This is a genomic window from Bradyrhizobium sp. CW1 (assembly GCF_023100665.1).
GTDB lineage: Bacteria > Pseudomonadota > Alphaproteobacteria > Rhizobiales > Xanthobacteraceae > Bradyrhizobium > Bradyrhizobium canariense_D.
This window is the reverse complement of sequence record NZ_CP064684.1, coordinates 264,197-283,086: the sequence shown is the minus strand read 5'-3', so window position 1 is coordinate 283,086 and position 18,890 is coordinate 264,197. Positions and strand designations below refer to the sequence as shown.

15 protein-coding genes are annotated in these 18,890 nt (G+C 65.8%); 12 read left to right on the top strand and 3 right to left on the bottom strand.

What is annotated here, in order from left to right; genetic code table 11:
- The first annotated feature begins 209 nt into the window (after window positions 1–209).
- The gene (locus tag IVB54_RS01330) at window positions 210–2,279 is read left to right on the top strand and encodes an AsmA family protein (RefSeq protein ID WP_026233203.1); all 2,070 of its coding nucleotides are present in this window, start codon (window positions 210–212) and stop codon (window positions 2,277–2,279) included.
- A gap of 284 nt (window positions 2,280–2,563) precedes the next feature.
- Complete coding sequence (locus tag IVB54_RS01325; protein ID WP_018456599.1) at window positions 2,564–5,011, top strand: adenylate/guanylate cyclase domain-containing protein; 2,448 nt, start codon at window positions 2,564–2,566, stop codon at window positions 5,009–5,011.
- Between the two features lie 102 nt (window positions 5,012–5,113).
- On the opposite strand, the gene IVB54_RS01320 is transcribed toward IVB54_RS01325, so the two are convergent.
- Both IVB54_RS01320 and IVB54_RS01315 read right to left on the bottom strand, forming a co-directional pair.
- Window positions 5,114–6,403 carry a Spy/CpxP family protein refolding chaperone gene (locus IVB54_RS01320; protein ID WP_051113002.1) on the bottom strand — a complete coding sequence of 430 codons (1,290 nt, stop codon included), beginning with the start codon at window positions 6,401–6,403 and terminating at the stop codon, window positions 5,114–5,116.
- Between the two features lie 142 nt (window positions 6,404–6,545).
- Window positions 6,546–7,574 carry a LysM peptidoglycan-binding domain-containing protein gene (locus tag IVB54_RS01315; RefSeq protein ID WP_018456601.1) on the bottom strand — a complete coding sequence of 343 codons (1,029 nt, stop codon included), beginning with the start codon at window positions 7,572–7,574 and terminating at the stop codon, window positions 6,546–6,548.
- Window positions 7,575–7,760: 186 nt separating this feature from the next.
- Here IVB54_RS01315 and IVB54_RS01310 point away from each other — a divergent pair, with 186 nt between their 5' ends.
- From IVB54_RS01310 to IVB54_RS01265, 10 genes are all read left to right on the top strand, one after another.
- On the top strand, window positions 7,761–8,447 hold the full coding sequence (locus IVB54_RS01310; RefSeq protein ID WP_026233205.1) for a hypothetical protein: 687 nt from the start codon (window positions 7,761–7,763) through the stop codon (window positions 8,445–8,447).
- A 137-nt stretch (window positions 8,448–8,584) separates the two neighbouring features.
- Window positions 8,585–11,248, top strand: a complete 2,664-nt coding sequence (locus IVB54_RS01305) for an EAL domain-containing protein (RefSeq protein WP_085384019.1) — start codon at window positions 8,585–8,587, stop codon at window positions 11,246–11,248.
- A 212-nt stretch (window positions 11,249–11,460) separates the two neighbouring features.
- A complete protein-coding gene (locus tag IVB54_RS01300; RefSeq protein ID WP_162496292.1) occupies window positions 11,461–12,420 on the top strand; it encodes an AraC family transcriptional regulator in 960 nt (319 codons plus the stop codon).
- A 98-nt stretch (window positions 12,421–12,518) separates the two neighbouring features.
- On the top strand, window positions 12,519–12,806 hold the full coding sequence (locus tag IVB54_RS01295) for a hypothetical protein (protein ID WP_018456605.1): 288 nt from the start codon (window positions 12,519–12,521) through the stop codon (window positions 12,804–12,806).
- Window positions 12,807–12,909: 103 nt separating this feature from the next.
- The gene (locus IVB54_RS01290) at window positions 12,910–14,115 is read left to right on the top strand and encodes an NAD(P)/FAD-dependent oxidoreductase (RefSeq protein ID WP_018456606.1); all 1,206 of its coding nucleotides are present in this window, start codon (window positions 12,910–12,912) and stop codon (window positions 14,113–14,115) included.
- 77 nt (window positions 14,116–14,192) lie between these two features.
- Window positions 14,193–14,990 carry an acetoacetate decarboxylase gene (locus IVB54_RS01285; protein WP_018456607.1) on the top strand — a complete coding sequence of 266 codons (798 nt, stop codon included), beginning with the start codon at window positions 14,193–14,195 and terminating at the stop codon, window positions 14,988–14,990.
- Between the two features lie 32 nt (window positions 14,991–15,022).
- Window positions 15,023–16,195, top strand: a complete 1,173-nt coding sequence (locus IVB54_RS01280) for a patatin-like phospholipase family protein (RefSeq protein WP_018456608.1) — start codon at window positions 15,023–15,025, stop codon at window positions 16,193–16,195.
- Window positions 16,196–16,229: 34 nt separating this feature from the next.
- Window positions 16,230–17,012 (top strand): 3-hydroxybutyrate dehydrogenase, encoded by a 783-nt coding sequence (locus IVB54_RS01275; RefSeq protein WP_018456609.1) that lies wholly within the window; start codon window positions 16,230–16,232, stop codon window positions 17,010–17,012.
- A gap of 128 nt (window positions 17,013–17,140) precedes the next feature.
- Window positions 17,141–18,058 (top strand): MBL fold metallo-hydrolase, encoded by a 918-nt coding sequence (locus IVB54_RS01270; protein ID WP_018456610.1) that lies wholly within the window; start codon window positions 17,141–17,143, stop codon window positions 18,056–18,058.
- Between the two features lie 202 nt (window positions 18,059–18,260).
- Complete coding sequence (locus IVB54_RS01265) at window positions 18,261–18,620, top strand: hypothetical protein (protein ID WP_018456611.1); 360 nt, start codon at window positions 18,261–18,263, stop codon at window positions 18,618–18,620.
- 67 nt (window positions 18,621–18,687) lie between these two features.
- Here the strand turns inward: IVB54_RS01265 and IVB54_RS41410 are convergent, their stop codons facing one another.
- Entirely contained in the window at window positions 18,688–18,810 is a 123-nt protein-coding gene (locus tag IVB54_RS41410; RefSeq protein ID WP_018456612.1) for a hypothetical protein, read from the bottom strand.
- Window positions 18,811–18,890 lie beyond the last annotated feature (80 nt).

The window sequence follows — 18,890 nt, the reverse complement described above, 5'->3', positions numbered from 1 at the left end:
CAAATCGCTTGGAACCATCAACATCAAGATCGCGTAAAACCGCGCCCGGGAAGTGTGCCATAAGTCACATAACTTTGCAGCACCCCCAGACTATTTTTACGTGCTTGGAGCCGCTTCCCGTCCCGGGATAAACTCAGGAGCCAAGGACGGGTGCAAATGACGGTCATGTGCCGGATTCGACGCCGATCGTCCGCCGCTGGAAAGTCGATATGAGAGCCGTGAAATTCGCCGGCGCGGCGGTGGCCGCAATCGTCATCGTGATCGCACTCCTGCTGGTGGTCGGGATCCCCTCGGGCTTCCTGAGTTCGACGATTGCCTCGCGTGTCGAGAGCGCGACCGGCTATCGCCTGTCGGTCGACGGCACCACTAGAATCAGTTTGTGGCCGACGCTGAACGTGACGCTGAACGACCTCACGCTTGCCGACCCCAAGGACCGCAGCGGCATCACGCGCCTGTCCATCGACAGCGTGCGGGCCGACATGTCGCTCTCAAGCGTCTGGTCGGGCCGCCCGAAGATCAGCGAGCTCGTCGTCACCCATCCCGTGCTCTACCAGCCGCTGCTGCGTGAGCGCCTGCCGAATGCCGGCGGCACGTCGAAGCCGGTCGCGCTCGATCTCGACGGCGCCGCCATCGATCGCATCAAGGTCACCGATGGCGAGATCGCATTCGCGCGCGTGCGCGATCGCGTCGAGAGCCGCATCAGCGCCGTCAATGCCGATGCGATCGTCGGCCGCGACCGCAAGTTCAACATCACCGGCACCGCACGGGTCGGCGAGCATCCGACCAAATTCGACATCAAGGCGACCACGCCAGCGCCGCCGGCCGACCGACCGACCATTCCGGTGGATTTCGCCATCGACATGCCGGACGTGCTGAAGTCCCGGCTCGCGGGCCATGCCGAGATGCGGCTGAGCGGCGATGTCGTGATGATCAACGGCCTGAATGGCACGCTCGGCGATGGCGCGTTCAATGGCTGGGCCTCGGTCGATATCGCGAGCAAGCCTCTCGTCAAGCTCGATCTCGACTTCCAGCGGCTCGCGATCCCGCTGGCGAAATCGCCGGAAGGCGCGTCCGGGCAGCCCTGGAGCGATGCGCCGATCGACGTCTCCGGGCTCAACTATGTCGATGCGCAGATCAGGATCTCCGCGCATGAGGCGGTGATCGGCGAGGCACGCCTCGCGCCGCTGGCGGTCGATGCAAAACTCGCCGGCGGCGTGCTGAAGGCCGGCACCGCCAATCTCGGCGCCTATGGCGGCCAGGTTACGGGCGAATTGATCCTGGATGCGACCAGCGGCGCGCCGAGCTTTGCCATGCATTCCGACCTCGCCGGCGTGCGCGCGCTGCCGCTGCTGCAGGGCCTCGCCGAATTCGACCGGATCGACGGCAAGCTGCAGGCCAAGCTCGCGCTGCGCAGCGCCGGCAGCAGCCAGCGCGCGCTGATGGCGAACATGCAGGGCACGGCCTTCGTCAATTTCCAGGACGGCGCCATTCGCGGCATCAACGTCGCACAGATGATCCGCTCGCTGACATCGGGCACGCTGTCCGGCTGGCAGGAAAACGGAGACAGCAGTCGGGAGCAGAGCACGGATTTGTCGCAGCTCTCGGCGTCGTTCCGGATCGACAAGGGCCAGGCGGTGACCACCGATCTCAACTTGACCGGACCGCTCGTCCGCGTGACCGGTGCCGGCACGATCGCACTCGACACCAAGATGATGGGCTTTCGCGTCGAGCCGAAACTGGTGATGACGACCGAAGGCCAGGGCCGCGCCGCCGAGCCGGTCGGCTTCGGCATTCCCGTGATGATCCAGGGCACCTGGTCGCAGCCGCGAATCTATCCCGACATGGCCGGCATGCTGGACAATCCGGACGCCGCCTATGCCAAGCTGCGCGAGATGGGCAGGGGGCTGTTCGGCGCTGATGGGGCCGGGCTCGGCAATATTTTGGGCAGCCTTGGTCTCGGGGGAGCCACCGCGCCGGGTGGCGGTAATGCCGCCGGCACTGCCAATCCGCAAAGCCAGCAGCCCGCCGGACAGAACAATTTGCTCGGCGGCCCCCTGGGGGAGGCGCTCGGCAATCTGATCCAGCAGGGACTTTCCGGTGGCGCGGGAAACGGCACCGGGACCGGGACTGCCACCGGCCGCAGCCGCAGCCTGCCTGCAGCGCCATCCGCACTGATGCCGCAAGCCTCGCCGGCGTCCCCCGCCCTGGAGGACCCGCCGGCGGCGCAGCAGGACAGCCAGCCGATGAACGACGTGCTGCGGCAGCTCTTTAATCGATGATTGCAGGACCAAAGCGCTGGACTCCAGCCCTCCCTTGCCAAGGCGATCCCCTTACATCGGCGTCCCCGGCCGCGGCTTCCTCCAAACGGATGAGACTGCGACAATTCACCATGCTTCCGCCTGCCAGCATCCAAGGGAGTAACCGAGGCCGGTAACCACGCCGGGTGCTCGGCCGTCCCTTGACCAGTCCCTTCACAGTCCCCTGGGACCAAATTGTGCTAGAAGGCTCGCAGGGTCCGTGCGGCCCGTAGCGCCGGCGCCGATGGCGGCGCGAGAGGATCGGGATGGCAGGAGCGAACGACAAGACACGGTTTCTGCGCGAGGGCCTGTTCGCCAAATACGTCGTCTCTCTCGTCGGCCTCGTCGTGTTCGTGCTTGCCGTCAACGGCGCGATGGAGAGCTGGATCTCCTACCGCGCCACCAAGACACAGCTGACCGACGGTCTCGAGGACAAGGCGCAGGCTGCCGCGCGGCGGATCGAGCAGTCGATCTCGGAACTCGAGCGCCAGATCAGCTGGGTGACGCGGGCGAGCCAGGACACACTCGAGAAGCGCCGCGCCGACTACGCCCAACTGCTGCACCAGGTCTCGGTCGTCACTCAGCTGTTCCAGCTCAACGGCGACGGCCGCGAGGTGCTGCGCGTCTCGCGCCAGTCGACCACGACCGGCAGCAATGCCGACCTCTCCCGCGACATGCGCTTCACCGACACCGTCGCCCGCGGCGTCAGCTACGCGCCGGCCTGGTTCTCCGACCGGACGCCGTTCATGTCGATCTCGGTGGCGCATTCCGGTTTCAACGCCGGCGTCACCGTGGCCGAGCTCGACCTCAGCTTTCTCTCCGAGTACCTCATCGACGCCCAGGTCGGCAAAGCCGCCTTCGCCTATGTGGTTGATCCGCGCGGCCGCGTGCTGGCGACGTCCTCGAAAGGCCCCGAGATCGGTAAGGATTTGTCGAAGCTGCCGCAGGTTGCGGCCGCGGTCGCACCGGGCCACGAGCCCGACAATTCGGGCACCGACTTCAACGGCCATGCGGTGATGAGCGCCGCGAGCACCGTGCCGAAGCTCGGCTGGAGCGTGATGTTCGAGCAGCCGGCCACGCAGGCCTTGATGCCGATCCGCGACCAGCTGGTGCGCATTGCGCTTTTGATCGGCATGGGCCTGCTGGTCGCAATCCTTGCCGGCACGCTTCTGGCGCGCCGCATGATCATTCCGATCACGGCGCTGCGCGACGGCGCGCACAAGCTCGGCGAAGGCGATTTCAGCCATCGCATCGAGGTGCACACCGCGGACGAGCTGGAAGATCTCGCCGGCCAGTTCAACCGCATGGCCGACCAGATCCAGGAGACCTATTCGGACCTGGAGACCAAGGTCGAGGAGCGCACCCGCGATCTCGCGCAGTCGATCAACGAGCTCAAGGTGCTGGAAGAGGTCGGCCGCGCGGTCGCCGCCTCGCTCGATCTCAACGCCGTGCTGCCGACGATCGCGGCGCGCGCGATCGAGATCACCCATGCCGATGCGGTGCTGATCTACGGCTATGACGCTGAGATGCGCCGCTTCAATCTGGTCGAGGCCAACGGCATCGACAAATCCGCCGACGGCGCCCATGTCACCATCGACGAAGGCCAGGATATCCTGAGCGATGCGGCCGGGAGCGGCGAACCGATCGCGATCGCCGATCTCGACCAGGCCTCCGAGCAGCCGCTGCGCGACGTCGCGGTCGAGGCCGGCTTCCATTCGGTGCTGGTGGTGCCGCTGGTGGACCAGCAGGGCACGCTCGGCTCGCTGGTGGTGCTGCGCCGCGCCAGCGGCGAGTTCGCCGCCAGCATCATCGGCCTGATGCGCACGTTCGCCAACCAGGCCGTGCTGGCGATGCGCAATGCGCGGCTGTTCACCGAGGTCGACCACAAGGGCCGCGAACTCGCGGCTGCGCACGAAACCGTGCAGCAGCAGGCCGCAAAGCTCCAGGAGCAGACCGAGCAGCTGCGCAACTGGAATCGCTCGCTGGAAGAGCGGGTCGAGAAGCAGTTGGGGGAGATCGGCCGCATCAAGCGGCTCGAACGTTTCCTCGCGCCGCAAGTCGCGCAACTGATCGCCTCGTCCGACGGCCACGATGCGCTGCTCGACAGCCATCGCCGCGAGGTCACCGTCGTGTTCTGCGATTTGCGCGGCTTCACCTCGTTCACCGAGGCGACCGAGCCGGAAGAGGCGATGAACGTGCTGCGCGAATATCACGCCGCGCTCGGCGAGCTGATCCACCGCTATGAAGGCACGCTCGACCGCTTTGCCGGCGACGGCGTGATGATCCTGTTCAATGCGCCGATTCAGTTCGCCGACCATACCAAGCGCGCCGTGAAGATGGCGGTCGAGATGCGCGACACGATCGGCAAGCTGACCGAGAAATGGAAGAACCGCGGCCACTCGCTCGGCTTCGGCGTCGGCGTCGCCATGGGCTACGCCACGCTCGGCCAGATCGGCTTCGAGCAGCGGCTGGAATATGCCGCGATCGGCAGCGTCACCAATCTCTCCTCCCGCCTCTGCGACGAAGCCAAGGCCGGCCAGGTCGTCGTCAGCCGCCGCGTCTACGGCATGGTCGAGCCTTGGGTCGAAGCCCGCGCGCTCGACGATCTCGTGCTCAAGGGCTTCAACCACCCCGTGCTCGCGATGGAGATCCTGTCGTGGCGCGAGGAGGTGGAGAGCGTGGTGGATGCCGCCGCGGCAAGGCGAAGAGGGTAGCCACAACAAAAAACTGCGAAAACAACCCCATGCACAGTAGCAGGGGCCTGCAAGATCAATGACTTACGCGGGCACGGAATTGGCTGGAGGCGGTGCGGTTGATCACACCCCGCGCTTCGGCCCGATCGCCTCGAAGCCGGCCTTCTGCTCGTCGCTTAAGTCAGCTTCGAAATCGTCGAGCGCGTCACTGACGCCGTTCACCGCTTGCAGCATCGTCTGCAGCCGCGCCTTCACGGCGGTGAGGCGTGCCTGTGGTGTCGGTGGGGCCTGTGACGGACAGGCGCTGAGCGTTTCCATGGTGCGCAGTGTGGTGTCCTGGAGCACGTCGAGGCGGGCGCGGGCGGTGTCGTCGAGCTTGAGCGTGGAGGCGATCTCGGCCGCGGGCCATTGCTGCTGCACGAGCTGCTCGTATTGGCGCTGCAGCTTCTCGTCGTAGCGGGGATCGCTGTCCGCCTGGCAGGCCGACGCCGCCTCGGGATTCTTTTGCTGGATCGACGCGAGCGCGGCGCGGCGCTCCTTGGCCAGGCCATCGAGCTTGGCCTTCTGGTCGTCGTCGAGGAGGTCGAGGAATTTTGCGAGCGAAGGTGCGACGGCGTCCGTTGCCTTGATCATGGCCTCGATGCGCTCGCGCATCAGGCCGAGGCGCTCGATGGCCATCGCGGGGACCTGCGTCGGACAGGCGGCGCGGATGGTGTCGCGCGCGGATGCCCACGCGGTGGCGAGCTCGTCGAGCGCTGTGCGCTGCAATTCATTCGGCTGCACGGCAGCGGCGATGCGATCGACCGGCAGGCCGCCGGTGTCGCTGGCATCGCAGACAGTCTCTGCGGTCGGGACCCGCCGTCCGCGCCGGCCCTGCGGCGTGGTGTAGGCCGCAAGCTCGGTGGCCGCATAGGGCGCGAAGATCGCGGCATAGATGTCGCCATAGCCGTAGAGCGAGAGGCTGGTCGTATCGCCGAGGATGATCGCGGTGGTGAGATCGTCATGCGCGAATGGCCAGAACACCGGGCCGACCCAGCCGTAGCTGCCGTCGGGATGGCGCCACCAGCCCTGCGGACGACGGCCGCCACGCCAGCCCGACAGCGCAGCTTGCGCGGTCATCGCCGCACGGAGCACGTATGGATTCGCAGGCTGGCCGCGCTCTGCGCCGCGAGGATCTTGCGACCTCAACGCTGCGGAGCGGTATCGGCTGCCCCGCACCGCCATGCGGGCATGGCGCAAGCGAGACATGCCGATCATGTGGCCGACGGCAAAGCGCGCAACACCGAGCGGGCCGCCGCGGAAGCCGAACTGCGCCTCGGCGCGACCTGGCAACAGCACGGCCAGAATCACGAGGGTTACGCCTGATAGCGCCAGCCCCAGCCTTGGCCTGAGTGCCAAGCGTGATCTCGACATGACCACTGACCTGTCCACCTTGGCCCTCCTCCGGCGCCAAGCGCACATCGCGTCGCATCACCATGACGCGCGAGGGAACCAAATGTTCCGGAAGCGTACAGGGCAAAGCGTCGCAACGCGCCCCGGCAGAGCCGATGCGGTGTTACTCCGCCTTTTGCGGCAGCACGAAGGTTTGGCCGGGATAGATCAAATTGGGATTGTGGATCTTGGCGCGGTTGGCGTTGTAGATCACCGCAAAGCGGGCGCCGTCGCCGTAAGCGAGCCGGCTGAGCGCCCACAGGCTGTCGCCGCGAGAGATCACCCGGCTGCCGCCTGTTTCCGCCGCTGCTCCGCTGACGGCGTCCGCCGGCGAGGCCGATGCAACGGTCGTGGCCGCGGGCGCCCGCGCCATGACCCCCGATCCGCCCTTCGGTTTCGGTGCGCCCATCAATCTCGGCCGGGCTGCGGGCCTGTCCGACACCGATGCCACGACATCCGACTTGTCGTCGGGCTTCTCGGCCTTCGCCTCTTGTTTCGCCTCTTGCCGCGCGACCGGTGCAGGGCGAGCGGGCGGCGGTGCGGCTTCGGCGATGACGACCGGCATGCTGCGGCCGGATTGCGTGACGGTGCCGTCAGGCGATTTCGCCCGCAAGGTCAGCTCGTAGGAACCGGCGGGAAGCTGCGGCGGCGTCATCACGAATTGGCCCGACGCATCCGCCACGACTGTGTCGATCGGCTTGCCGTCGCGCAGCAGCTCGACCTTGGCACCCGGCGTCGCCCGGCCCGCGATCACCGCCGCCTCGCCGTGATCGTCGACGCGTGCAACGTCGAAGCGGGGGCCGGTATCCGCAATCGCCGGCGGCGGCTTGACCGGTGCAAGATCGGCAAGCGCGGCCGTGACCTGCTTTTGCGTCTCGGCCAGCGCACCCGCCTTCGTTTCAGCGGGGGACGCGGCCGGCACCGGCGGCGCGCTTGCGGCCAGCTTGGGCTCTTCCGGCTTGAGTTCCGGCTTGAGTTCCGGCTTGGGTTCGACCTTCTGTTCGACCTTGGCCTCCGGCTTGGCGGCGACCACGGAATCGGTCTTGGCCCCGATCGGCAGCATGCGACGCAGCTCGGTGGGGCCGATCACCAGCACGGTGCCGCCCACCGCGAGCAGACAGAATGCAATGAAGGCCTTGGTCGCGGTCACCATCGGAAACGAACCTTGATCAGGAAGAACCTAGCAAATCAATCGAGCCGGCAAGGTGCGCCGTTTTGGCCACGGCAGCAAGACGGTCGATGGGATGATGCGCCGGCACGCCGGGATGAACCGGCGCACCCCCGCCGGCGTCAAATGATCGAGGCCGCATCGCGGCATTTTTCTTGAGGAATTTTTTCCGTGACCGCATTTTGCCGTCCCGCACAATGGCTGGTGGTTGCCCTCATCCTGGCCGCAACTCCGGCGCTCGCCGCTTCCGGCCCGCCGTCTGGCTTCGCTCTCACTGACGATGCCGATCTAGCCTTCACCTCGCCCGACAAAGCCACCAAGATCGAGCAGTACATGAAGGACAGCGGAGATTTCGACGTCAAATGGCAGGCCTGGGCGAGGCGTGGCGACCAGATGACGGAGCTGAAGCCCGAGCAGGGCTACGGCGCCGGCTTCCGCTTCACCCCCGACTCGCAATGGCTGGTGCGGATGCAGAAGACCGGCTCCGGCGAGCAGGACCTCTATCTCTACCATGTCGACAAAGGCGCCTTCGTCAGCGTGACGAAGACCTCGTTCAGCGATCTGGCCTGGGCCTATTTCCACAGCCGGCCGGACACGGGGAAGATGAAGCTCGACTACCACATCTCGGCCAATCTCGTGAAAGGCACCGAAGAGGCCTATCGCGGGCTTGGCGTGCACTGGCCGGACAACCGTTACCTTGTGATCTCGGGCGAAATGGACAAGCACCCGAAGAACGTCGCCGTGAAGGGATTGGCCGACTGGCGCTGCCGCTATGATCTCAAGACCGGGACCTTCGACGTGCCGGCGATGTTCGCCAAGACCAATGCGGAAGCGTTGCGATGGGAAATCCGACGCTGAGGGAACCATGGCCCCGCACCTTCAGACAAGCGATGGAACCAACCCTCTGATTCCATTCCGATTCATGTTTTCCTAACCCTCACTGGTAACGTGGTCTTGTCGGTTTTGCCGCATCTTGCATCCCACGGGAGGGCTGCATGGGCACATCGATCCGATGGAGCGCGCGCATGCGCGCGTTGCTGCGCCGTTGGCGCGGCGCGCCGCTGACATGGCTGATCGCAGGGGGCTTCGTGCTGATGGCCGCAATGGCGATCGGCACCGCGCTCACCGTCGACCGCTTCCGGCAGAATGCGATCGAAAGCGGCCGCGACAGCGTGGAGAGCGCGGTCCGGTTGCTCGCGCGCCATTTCGACCGCGAGTTCGAGGACTTCGCGGTGCTGCAGAAGAGCATCATCGCCGAGCTCGAAAGCCATGGTATCGACTCCGCCGACGTCTTCCGCAGCGAGATGGGCACGCTCGCTGTGCACGAGGCGCTGCGCGCCAAAGCCAGCGGCTGGTCGGACGTCGCCGGCGCCAACGTGTTCGACGCCAAGGGCGTGCTGATCAACTCGTCGCGGCGCTGGCCGGTCGCCGATGTTTCAGTTGCCGACCGCGGCTATTTCAATCGCCTCAAGAACGATCCGGCGTCGCAGGAAGAGATCGAGGTCGTGCCGGGACGGTTGGGCAGCGGACCGGCGATCGTGTTCGCGCGCCGCGTCTCCGGTCCCCACGGCGAATTCCTTGGGCTGGTCTCGCGCGCGATCACGCCCGACCAGCTCGAATCCTTCTTCGCCTCGAGCGGGCTCGGCGAGGATTCCTCGATCGCGATGCACCACCAGAACGGCCAGCTGCTGGCGCGCATTCCGCATGTGGAGGCGATGATCGGGCAGAATTTCCGCAACGGCACGCGCGAGCAGATGGCGGTGTTCGAGCGCACCTTCGTCACGACCCAGCTCGCAAGCCCGATCGACGGCAAGGATCGCATCGTCGCCGCACGCCTCCTGACCGGCGAGCCGCTGGTGGTGGTTGCGACCAAGTCGCTGGATGCGACGCTGGCAACATGGCACACGCAGACCAAATTCTTCGTGACCGTCGCCGTGCTGTCGATCGGCCTGCTCGTGCTGACGCTTTATTCCATCTTCCGCCAGATGACGCGCCGGCTCGCCGTGGAGAAGCAGCAGCTCGACACCGCGATGAACACGATGACGCAGGGCTTGCTGATGTTCGACCAGGACCAGCGGCTGATCGTCTGCAACCGCCGCTACATCGAGATGTACGGGCTGTCGGCCGAATTGGTGAAGCCCGGCGCGTATTTCCGCGACGTGATTCAGCATCGCCATGACACCGGCTCGTTCGACGGCGACGTCGATTCCTATTGCGACGGCATTCTGGGCAGCGTCGGCCAGACCCACAGCGCGATAGTCGAGACCTCCGATGGCCGCCTGATCGAGATCAAGAACCAGCCCGGCGCCGGCGGCGGCTGGCTCGCGACCCATGACGACGTCACCGAGCGCATCCGCGCCGACGAGCGCATCGCGCATATGGCGCATTACGACGCCCTCACCGACCTGCCCAACCGCGTGCTGATGCGCGGCCATCTGGAGCGGCGCGTCGCCGAGCTTGCCCAGGGCAAGCCGTTCGCGATCCTCTATATCGACGTCGACGAGTTCAAGGGCGTCAACGATTCGCTGGGCCACGAGGTCGGCGACGAGCTGCTGCGCCAGGTCGCGAACCGCCTGCGCGCCTGCGTCAGCGGCAGCGACATGGTCGCACGGCTGGGCGGCGACGAATTCGCCATCGTCAAGGCCGGCAGCCGCGACGAGGCCGAACTGACCGCCCTCGCCGAGCAGATCCTGAAGGCGCTGCGCGCCCCCGTGGACTGCAACGGCCAGGAAATCCCGACCGATGCCAGCATCGGCATCGCGATCGCCCCCGACCACGGCGACAATCTCGACGATCTGCTCAAGCGCGCCGATCTCGCGATGTATGCGGCGAAATCCGAGGGCCGCCGCACGTTCCGTATCTTCGCGCCCGAACACGACGCCAAGGCGCGGCTGCGCCGCCAGCTCGAGTTCGATCTGCGGCAGGCGCTGGCCCGCGGCGAGTTCGAGGTGCACTACCAGCCGCTGGTCGATCTCGCGGCCAATGTCGTCACCGGCTGCGAAGCGCTGCTGCGCTGGCACCATCCGGAACGCGGCATGGTCTCGCCCGCCGACTTCATCCCGGTTGCGGAAGAGACCGGATTGATCGGCGAGATCGGCGAATGGGTGCTGAGGCAGGCCTGCCTCGAGGCGGCCTCCTGGCCCGGCGACATCCACATCGCGGTCAACGTCTCACCGGTGCAGTTCCGCTCGCGGACGCTGGCGCTGAAGGTCGCAGCCGCACTCGCCGAGTCGGGTCTCGCGCCCGGACGGCTCGAGCTCGAGATCACCGAGACGGTCCTGATCCGCGACGACCAGGAGGCGCTGACGATCCTGCAGCAGCTGCGCGAGCTCGGCGTGCGCATCGCGCTCGACGATTTCGGCACTGGTTATTCGTCGCTGAGCTATTTGCATCGTTTCCCGTTCGACAAGATCAAGATCGACCGCAGCTTCATCAGCGACATCGGTCAGTCGGAAGATTCCTCGCCGATCGTGCAGGCGGTGGTGCACATGGCCGCCGCCCGTCACATGGCGACGACCGCGGAAGGCGTCGAGACCGAAGCGCAGCGCGCGGTGCTGCTCCAGCTCGGATGCAGCCAGATGCAGGGCTGGCTGTTCAGCCCGGCCGTGCCGGCCGCGAAACTGAAGCAGCTGTTGTCGGCGCAGGCGGCCGCGGCCTAGCGGCGCACTGCCGCACGCTTTGTCATCAACATCTCTGTCCACTCCCGCCCGCCGTGCGTTCGCGAAAGCGCCGGCCGGCTTGGAGCAGGATCGGACAAAACATGGCGGGTTCAGGAAATACGCCCGGCAGCCACGGCGCCTAGAACACGCGCCGTTCCGTACAAATACGGACGACTGATCGAAAGCCCGAGCTGATCAGCAGGAGCCACATCATGACCGGGAACACTGCACTCATGCGCAATCCCTCGCACAAGGGCTTGCCGCCCGCACCCGACGTACAGCCTGACGATCGCTCGACGTCCGAGCGGCGCGCCGCCGACGCGGAGATGGCGCGCGTGCTCAGAACCGAGCCGTTTCGCATGGCCTTGGACTCCTCCGGCGCGGGGATCGCGCATTGGAAACATGATGCGCTGCACGACGTCGTCGAGCCCATGCGCCACCACGTGATCATGGCGCATAAAGGCGTGATGCAGCGCATGGAGCGGCGCTCGGGAAAATCGATCGCGATCGGCACGTTTCGTCCGGGGGTCGTGAACATCGTTCCGGAAGGGTCGAGCTCCCGATGGGACATTCCGAAGCCCGTCGACGTCGTGCAGCTTTACCTTCCCGACGCAACGCTGCAGCGCGTCGCTGGCGAGGCCGGGACCGCCGGGACCGCCGAATTGATTGAGCGAACGGCGCATCCCGACACCATCACGTCCCGACTGCTCCTGAGCGCCGCGGATTCGCTGGGGGGCCATGGCGTCCTTGATGCGCTGTTCCGGCATCAGCTCACGGATCTTCTGGCCACGCGCCTTTTGGCTGCGCATGCAGGCTCGCCAACCACGTTCCAGCCGACCATGGGCGGGCTGGCGCCGAAGGTCCTGCTCCGTGCGATCGAACGATTGCGCTGCGATAGCGAAGCGGATGTCTCGCTCGATGCGCTGGCGTCCGATGCCGGACTGTCGCGCTTCCATTTCTGCCGGTCCTTCAAGGAGAGCACCGGGCTATCGCCGCATGCCTGGCTGCGTCAGCACCGGCTCGAGCAGGCCATGAACATCTTGCGGGAGAGCGACGAATCGATCGTCTCGGTCGCCGCGGCGCTTGGTTACTCCTCGCAAACGGCCTTCGCCGCAGCATTCAAGAAGCTGACGGGCGAGACGCCGAGCGATTGGCGCAGGCGTATGCGTTAGCAGCAATCTCTCGACAGCGACGGCAATCGCGCTGGGGCAACGGCAAATCGGGTCAGCTACATCATCTCCATGTCCAGACCAATCGAGGGAGACCAAAGATGACCTGGAAAAACTTCGTCAGCCGACGGCTGATTGCCTCACGCCGCCGAAGCCTCGCGACCGCAACCCTGTACGGACTCTCGCTGGCCGTTCGCTTCACGTCGGCGACGGGCGAGGAAGTGGAAATTCCGGCTTACACCATGCACCCGGCACAACCGCCCGTTTCCATCATGATCCGAAATGGCGCCGGCCTTCCCTATCAGGACTGGAGTCGAAGTGAGCTTCAGCCCGTCGTCTTAGGTTACGGCCGGCCGCCGAATCTGCAGGCACGCTGCATCGCGCCCTGAGGCCAGCGATCCAACCCACCCCACGCGCCGACGCCGGACGCTGTTCTCAACGCAGCAGCGCGGTCGCGCGCGGTCTTTCGAACAGCAACCAAGGAGAAAACCCATGCGACTCGTCATCATCGGGGCCGGCTTCGCCGGCATGTACGCCGCGCTTTCCGCAGCCCGGCTGCGCGACATCCGGGGCGCCTCGCCGCAAGATCTGCAGATCGCGCTCGTTTCACCGGAGCCGACGCTGGTGGTCCGTCCGCGGCTCTACGAGTCGAAGCCGGAAACCGTGACGGCCCCGCTGGTCGACGTCCTCGAGGCGATCGACGTCGACTACATCCAGGGCAGCGCCGAGACGATCAACACCGAGGCCAGAACGGTGCAGATCACGCCCGCGAAGGGCCCGCGAAAGACGCTGTCCTACGACCGCCTCGTCGTGACCACCGGCAGCCGGCTATTCCGTCCGAACATTCCGGGCCTCGCCGAGCACGGCTTCAGCGTCGATTCGCTCGACGATGCCGTAGCGCTCGACAAGCATCTGCATGGCCTCGCGGAGCGGCCCGCCGCGAACGGACGCGACACGGTCGTCGTCGCTGGCGGCGGCTTCACCGGGATCGAGGCGGCCACCGAAATGCCGACGCGGCTGCGCGAAATCCTGGGCCCCGATGCCAAGACTCGCGTCGTCATCGTCGATCGCAACACTGCGATCGCACCCGACATGGGTGCAGGCGCCCGCCCCGTCATCGAGGAAGCCTTGCGCAAGGTTGGCGTAGAGACACGGCTCGGCGCCGGCGTCGCCGCGCTTGACGACACCGGCGTCACCTTGTCCAGCGGTGAGCACATTGAAACCGAGACGGTGATTTGGGCGGCGGGCATTCGTGCAGCGCCGCTGACCGCGCAGATTCCCGCCGAGCGCGACAATTTCGGACGGTTGCTGGTCGATCGCTGCTTGCAGGTGCCAAGCGTGCAGGGTGTCTTCGCGGCCGGCGACGCGGCACGCGCCGCCTGCGACGACGAGGGCAATTACGCACTGATGTCGTGCCAGCACGCCACGCGGATGGGCGCCTTTGCCGGCAACAATGCCGCGGCCGAATTGCTCGGCGTTCCGACCAGGCCCTACCACCAGAAGGCCTACGTCACCTGCCTCGACCTCGGCGAAGCCGGCGCGCTGTTCACACGCGGCTGGGAGCGCAAGGTCGAGCTGGTCGGCGATGTCGCCAAGAAGACCAAGCGTGAGATCAACACCGTCTGGATCTATCCGCCGAAGGCGGAGCGCGCCCTGGCGCTCGCGTCGGCCGATCCGGAACGCGTGACCGAAGTCTAGACGCCTCACGTGATGATGGCCGCGCTCCCGCGGGGCGCGCGGCCCGCCACAGCACCGACCATTCAGGAACCCACAGCATGAACCAGCAGATCCGCAACGTCGCCTTCGCGATGCCGCTGACGAATCCGGCTTTCCCGCCCGGCCCGTATCGCTTCATCAACCGCGAATATTTCATCATCCAGTACCGGACCGACCCGGAGGCGTTGCGCCGGATCGTGCCGGAGCCGCTGGAGCTGACCGAGCCTGTGGTGAATTACGAATTCATTCGCATGCCTGATTCCACCGGCTTCGGAGACTACACGGAAAGCGGCCAGATCATCCCGGTGTCGTTCCGCGGCCAGACCGGCAGCTTCGTCCACCAGATGTTCCTCAACGATCATCCGCCGATCGCCGGCGGCCGCGAGCTGTGGGGCTTTCCCAAGAAGCTGGCCCAGCCGAAGCTGGCCGTCGAGACCGATACCCTGGTCGGCACGCTCGACTACGGCTCGGTGCGCATCGCCACCGGCACCATGGGCTACAAGCATCGCGCCCTCGATCTTTCCACCGAAGCACGAAAGCTCATCGCTCCCAATTTTCTGTTGAAGATCATTCCGCATGTCGACGGCACCGCGCGCATTTGCGAACTGGTGCGCTTCCATCTCGAGGACGTGACGGTGAAGGGCGCATGGACGGGGCCCGCCGCGCTCGATCTCTTCTCCCACGCGCTCGCACCGGTCGCCGAGCTGCCGGTTCTTCAGGTGCTCTCGGCCAAGCATATCGTTGCCGATCTGACGCTCGGATTAGGCACCGTGGTGCACGACTATCTGGAGCGGTCCGCGGCGGCGCGATCGCGTGGAGCCGGATCTGAAATCCTGACCGAAACACACGCGGGCTGACCGAACAGGTCGCATTGCAAGGAGTAGTCACCATGTTCAACGTGACACGCGAACAAATCGATTCCGCACGACCGATCAATCCGCTGCCCTACGATGTCGTTGCGCTGGTGCTGCAGGGCGGCGGCGCGCTCGGGGCCTACCAGGCCGGCGTCTACGAAGGCTTGCACGAGGCCGGGATCCGGCCGAACTGGCTGGCCGGCATCTCGATCGGCGCGCTCAACGCCGCGATCATCGCGGGCTCCCCGGAAGACGAGCGCGTGGCACGGCTGCGCGAGTTCTGGGAGACGATCTGCGCAACCCCGGTGGAATGGCCTGCCGGCGAGGGACTGGCCGGTGCGCTACCGTTCGCGTTCGACTTCAACTCCCTGCACAACACGCTTGCCGCAATGCGCGCGCTGTTCCAAGGCCAGCCCGGCTTCTTCAGGCCGCGCTTCCCCTCGCCCCTGTGGTCGCCCTTCTCGGGCGACGCGTCGACCAGCTTCTATGACACGGCGCCGTTGCAACGGACGCTGGAACAGCTCGTCGATTTCGACCGGCTGAACTCGGGCGAAGTGCGTGTCAGCGTCGGCGCGGTCAACGTCCGCACCGGCAATCTCACCTATTTCGACACAGCCGAGCGGCGGCTCGGTCCGAAACACTTCATGGCTTCGGGCGCGCTGCCGCCCGGATTTCCCGCCGTCGAAATCGACTCCGAGCACTACTGGGATGGTGGCGTGGTCTCCAACACGCCTCTCTCTCGCGTCCTGTCGGGCGATGCGAAAGACACGCTGACGTTCCAGATCGATCTCTGGTCGGCGCGGGGCCGCGTGCCGCACGACATGATGGAGGTGTCGAGCCGGCAGAAGGACATTCAGTATTCCAGTCGTACCCGCGCCGTCACCGACCAGGCGCTACGGATGCAGGAGATGCGGCAGGCGCTGCAGCGGACGATCGACAGATTGCCGGACGCCGCAAGAAACGATCCCGAAATGCGCGCCATCGCCGAGCTCGCCCGTCACCGCTCCCACAACATCATCCACCTGATCTACCAGTCCAAGCTCCACGAAGGTCACTCCAAGGATTACGAGTTCGGACCGAAAGCGATGCGCGCGCACTGGCAAAGTGGACGGGACGACATCCGCCGCACGTTGGCCGACGGACGGCGCCTCGAGCCGCCGCCTTCCGAACTCGGCATCGTCACCTACGACATTCACCGCCGCGATTGACCTCGCCGGCAACCATCATCGAAAGGAGTTTTTCATGTTGAAAGGCAAAGTAGCGATCGTCACCGGATCGACCAGCGGCATTGGCCTCGGGATCGCAAGAGAGCTGACCAGGCTCGGCGCCGATATCGTCCTGAACGGTTTTGGAGATCCGGGAGAGATCGAGAAGATCCGCAGCGGCATCGAACACGAGGACGGCGTCCGCGTCGCGTATGACGGCGCCGACATGTCGGATGGCAATGCCGTGCGCGGAATGATCGCGGCAGCCATCGAGAACTTCGGACGGCTCGACATCCTCGTCAACAATGCCGGCATCCAGTTCACCGCACCGGTCGAGGAGTTTCCGCCCGCCAAGTGGAAGGCCATTCTCGACATCAACCTGTCGGCCGCATTTCACGGCATCGCTTCGGCCGTGCCCCAGATGAAAAAGCAGCGATGGGGTCGCATCGTCAACATCGCTTCCACGCATGGTCTCGTCGCATCCACCCACAAGGCAGCCTATGTCGCGGCCAAGCATGGCCTCGTCGGCCTCACCAAGGTGGTAGGCCTCGAAACCGCCGGCAGCGGCGTCACTTGCAACGCGGTCTGTCCCGGCTGGGTGCGCACGCCGCTCGTGGAGAAACAGATTAGCGACATCGCGGCGGAGAAAGGCATCAGCCAGAAGCAAGCGGCCGAAGAGCTTCTCTCCGAAAAACAGCCATCGCTGGACTTCGCCTCCCCTAAGCAGATCGGTGGCACCGTCGCCTTCTTGTGCTCGGCCGCGGCCGACCAGATCACGGGGACGACGATCTCCGTCGATGGCGGCTGGACCGCGCAATGAGCGCGTGACGAGCCTCTAACTCACCAAGCGATGACGGCCGCGCTCTCGCTGGCGGCGCGGCCTGCTCAACCAGGACCGGCCAGAGTCAACACCAACCAAGTGCCTCAACCTTGAAACAGGAGACCAACATGAATCTGCACAACACCTCATATCCCGTGTCATCGGGACCTGAAGAGCTCGTTCCGTCGCGCTACGCACTGAAGATCGGCGAGATCGACGTGCTGGTGGTCAGCGACGGCGTGCTGCCGCTGCCGACCAAGATGCTCGCGCACAACGCCGACCCGGCGGTGCGGGCGACCTGGCTGCACGACATGTTCCTGCCGCAGGACGCTTTCGACTGGGCGCTGAACGCCGTCATGGTTCGCAGCGGCGGCAAGACCATCCTCATCGACGCCGGACTGGGTTCGGATCCGAACCTGAACTTGCCGCGCGCCGGGCAGTTGATCAGGCGACTGGCGGCCGCCGGCATCGATCTTTCGGCGGTGACCGATCTGGTGCTGACTCATCTGCACATGGACCACATTGGCGGCCTGCTGGTCGAGGGGGTGAAGCAGCAGCTGCGCAAGGACCTGCGGATCCACGTCGCGGCCGCCGAGGTCAAGTTCTGGGAAAAGCCGGATTTCTCCCGCACTGCCATGCCGGAAGGCTTTCCGGACGCGCTTCGATCGACCGCCAAGCATTTCCTGAAGGAGTACGGCAGTCAGCTGAGGCTGTTCGATGACGAGCACGAGATTGCACCTGGCGTCATCGCCCGTCGCACCGGCGGTCACACCCCCGGACATAGCGTGGTTCGCATGGCGTCCGGCGATGATGCGCTGACATTCGCCGGCGACGCCGTGTTTGCCGTCGGGTTCGAGCAACCCGACTGGTTTAACGGGTTCGAACACGACCCCGAGGAGGCCGCGCGCGTTCGCATCCGTCTGTTGCGACAGCTTGCCGAGACCGGGGAAATGCTGGTGGCCACGCACCTGCCGTTCCCGTCCGTGGGCCGGGTGGCAGCCGACGGCGACGCCTTCCGTTGGGTGCCGGTGTTCTGGGACTACTGACCGCTTGCCGGGTTGGAGCTGAAGCAGGGCGCGGACTCGACAAGTCCGCGCCCTTGAAAATAGGATCAAACATCGACCCTCGCGGTTATCGCCCCGCTGAGACGGCTGGAACCGGTCGGCGGCGCCAGCCAGCATTGCGTCGCGTGCAGCGCAGGCGGCTCCTCGTCTGCGTTCGTGCGCGCGCGAGATCGAGCGAGGCGACATGGCGATCGCGGCATTCAGGATGATCACTCTCGTGGCGGTTGCCGCCATGATCGGCCCATCCGTGCAGGCCCGCGACGACGGTCGCTACGCGAACTCGCCCCTCAAGGGCTGGTTCGAGAGCCTGCGCAGCAAGGGCGGCGGTCCCTGCTGTGCCGATGCCGATGGCACGGCGCTGGACGATGTCGACTGGGACACCAGCAACGGACATTATCGCGTGAGACTCCTGGGCGACTGGATCGAGGTGCCCGACGACGCCGTGATCACCGAGCCAAACCGCGTCGGCCGCACCATGGTCTGGCCGTATTACGTCAACGGCCGCGCCATGATCCGCTGCTTCATGCCCGGCAGCATGATTTGAGGTCTCAACCTTCGTCCCGTCTCGGCGCAGCATGCGATGATGCGCCGTCAAACCGGCCGGCGCGGGCTCACTTGACCTGCTTGGCCGCGTGGATCTCGACGAACTCGGAGTCGGGATGGGCGACGATGGTGGCGAACATGATGCCGCTGATGATGAGCGACCAGGCGGTGTCCCAATAAATCCAAAACACGTGCCAGCCTCCGTTTCGATCTGCTCCGCCGCGGGATCAGGGTAACGGCAAGACGAGGCTGCCGTTCCCGGTGCGAGTGC

Excerpts from the sequence above, each read along its gene's own strand:
- IVB54_RS01330 (WP_026233203.1), top strand. The coding sequence starts at position 210 with ATGAGAGCCGTGAAATTCGCCGGCGCGGCGGTGGCCGCAATCGTCATC.
- IVB54_RS01315 (WP_018456601.1), bottom strand. The coding sequence starts at position 7,574 with ATGGTGACCGCGACCAAGGCCTTCATTGCATTCTGTCTGCTCGCGGTG.
- IVB54_RS01325 (WP_018456599.1), top strand. The coding sequence starts at position 2,564 with ATGGCAGGAGCGAACGACAAGACACGGTTTCTGCGCGAGGGCCTGTTC.
- IVB54_RS01290 (WP_018456606.1), top strand. The coding sequence starts at position 12,910 with ATGCGACTCGTCATCATCGGGGCCGGCTTCGCCGGCATGTACGCCGCG.
- IVB54_RS01305 (WP_085384019.1), top strand. The coding sequence starts at position 8,585 with ATGGGCACATCGATCCGATGGAGCGCGCGCATGCGCGCGTTGCTGCGC.
- IVB54_RS01280 (WP_018456608.1), top strand. The coding sequence starts at position 15,023 with ATGTTCAACGTGACACGCGAACAAATCGATTCCGCACGACCGATCAAT.
- IVB54_RS01320 (WP_051113002.1), bottom strand. The coding sequence starts at position 6,403 with ATGTCGAGATCACGCTTGGCACTCAGGCCAAGGCTGGGGCTGGCGCTA.
- IVB54_RS01300 (WP_162496292.1), top strand. The coding sequence starts at position 11,461 with ATGACCGGGAACACTGCACTCATGCGCAATCCCTCGCACAAGGGCTTG.
- IVB54_RS01275 (WP_018456609.1), top strand. The coding sequence starts at position 16,230 with ATGTTGAAAGGCAAAGTAGCGATCGTCACCGGATCGACCAGCGGCATT.
- IVB54_RS01265 (WP_018456611.1), top strand. The coding sequence starts at position 18,261 with ATGGCGATCGCGGCATTCAGGATGATCACTCTCGTGGCGGTTGCCGCC.
- IVB54_RS01295 (WP_018456605.1), top strand. The coding sequence starts at position 12,519 with ATGACCTGGAAAAACTTCGTCAGCCGACGGCTGATTGCCTCACGCCGC.
- IVB54_RS01270 (WP_018456610.1), top strand. The coding sequence starts at position 17,141 with ATGAATCTGCACAACACCTCATATCCCGTGTCATCGGGACCTGAAGAG.
- IVB54_RS01285 (WP_018456607.1), top strand. The coding sequence starts at position 14,193 with ATGAACCAGCAGATCCGCAACGTCGCCTTCGCGATGCCGCTGACGAAT.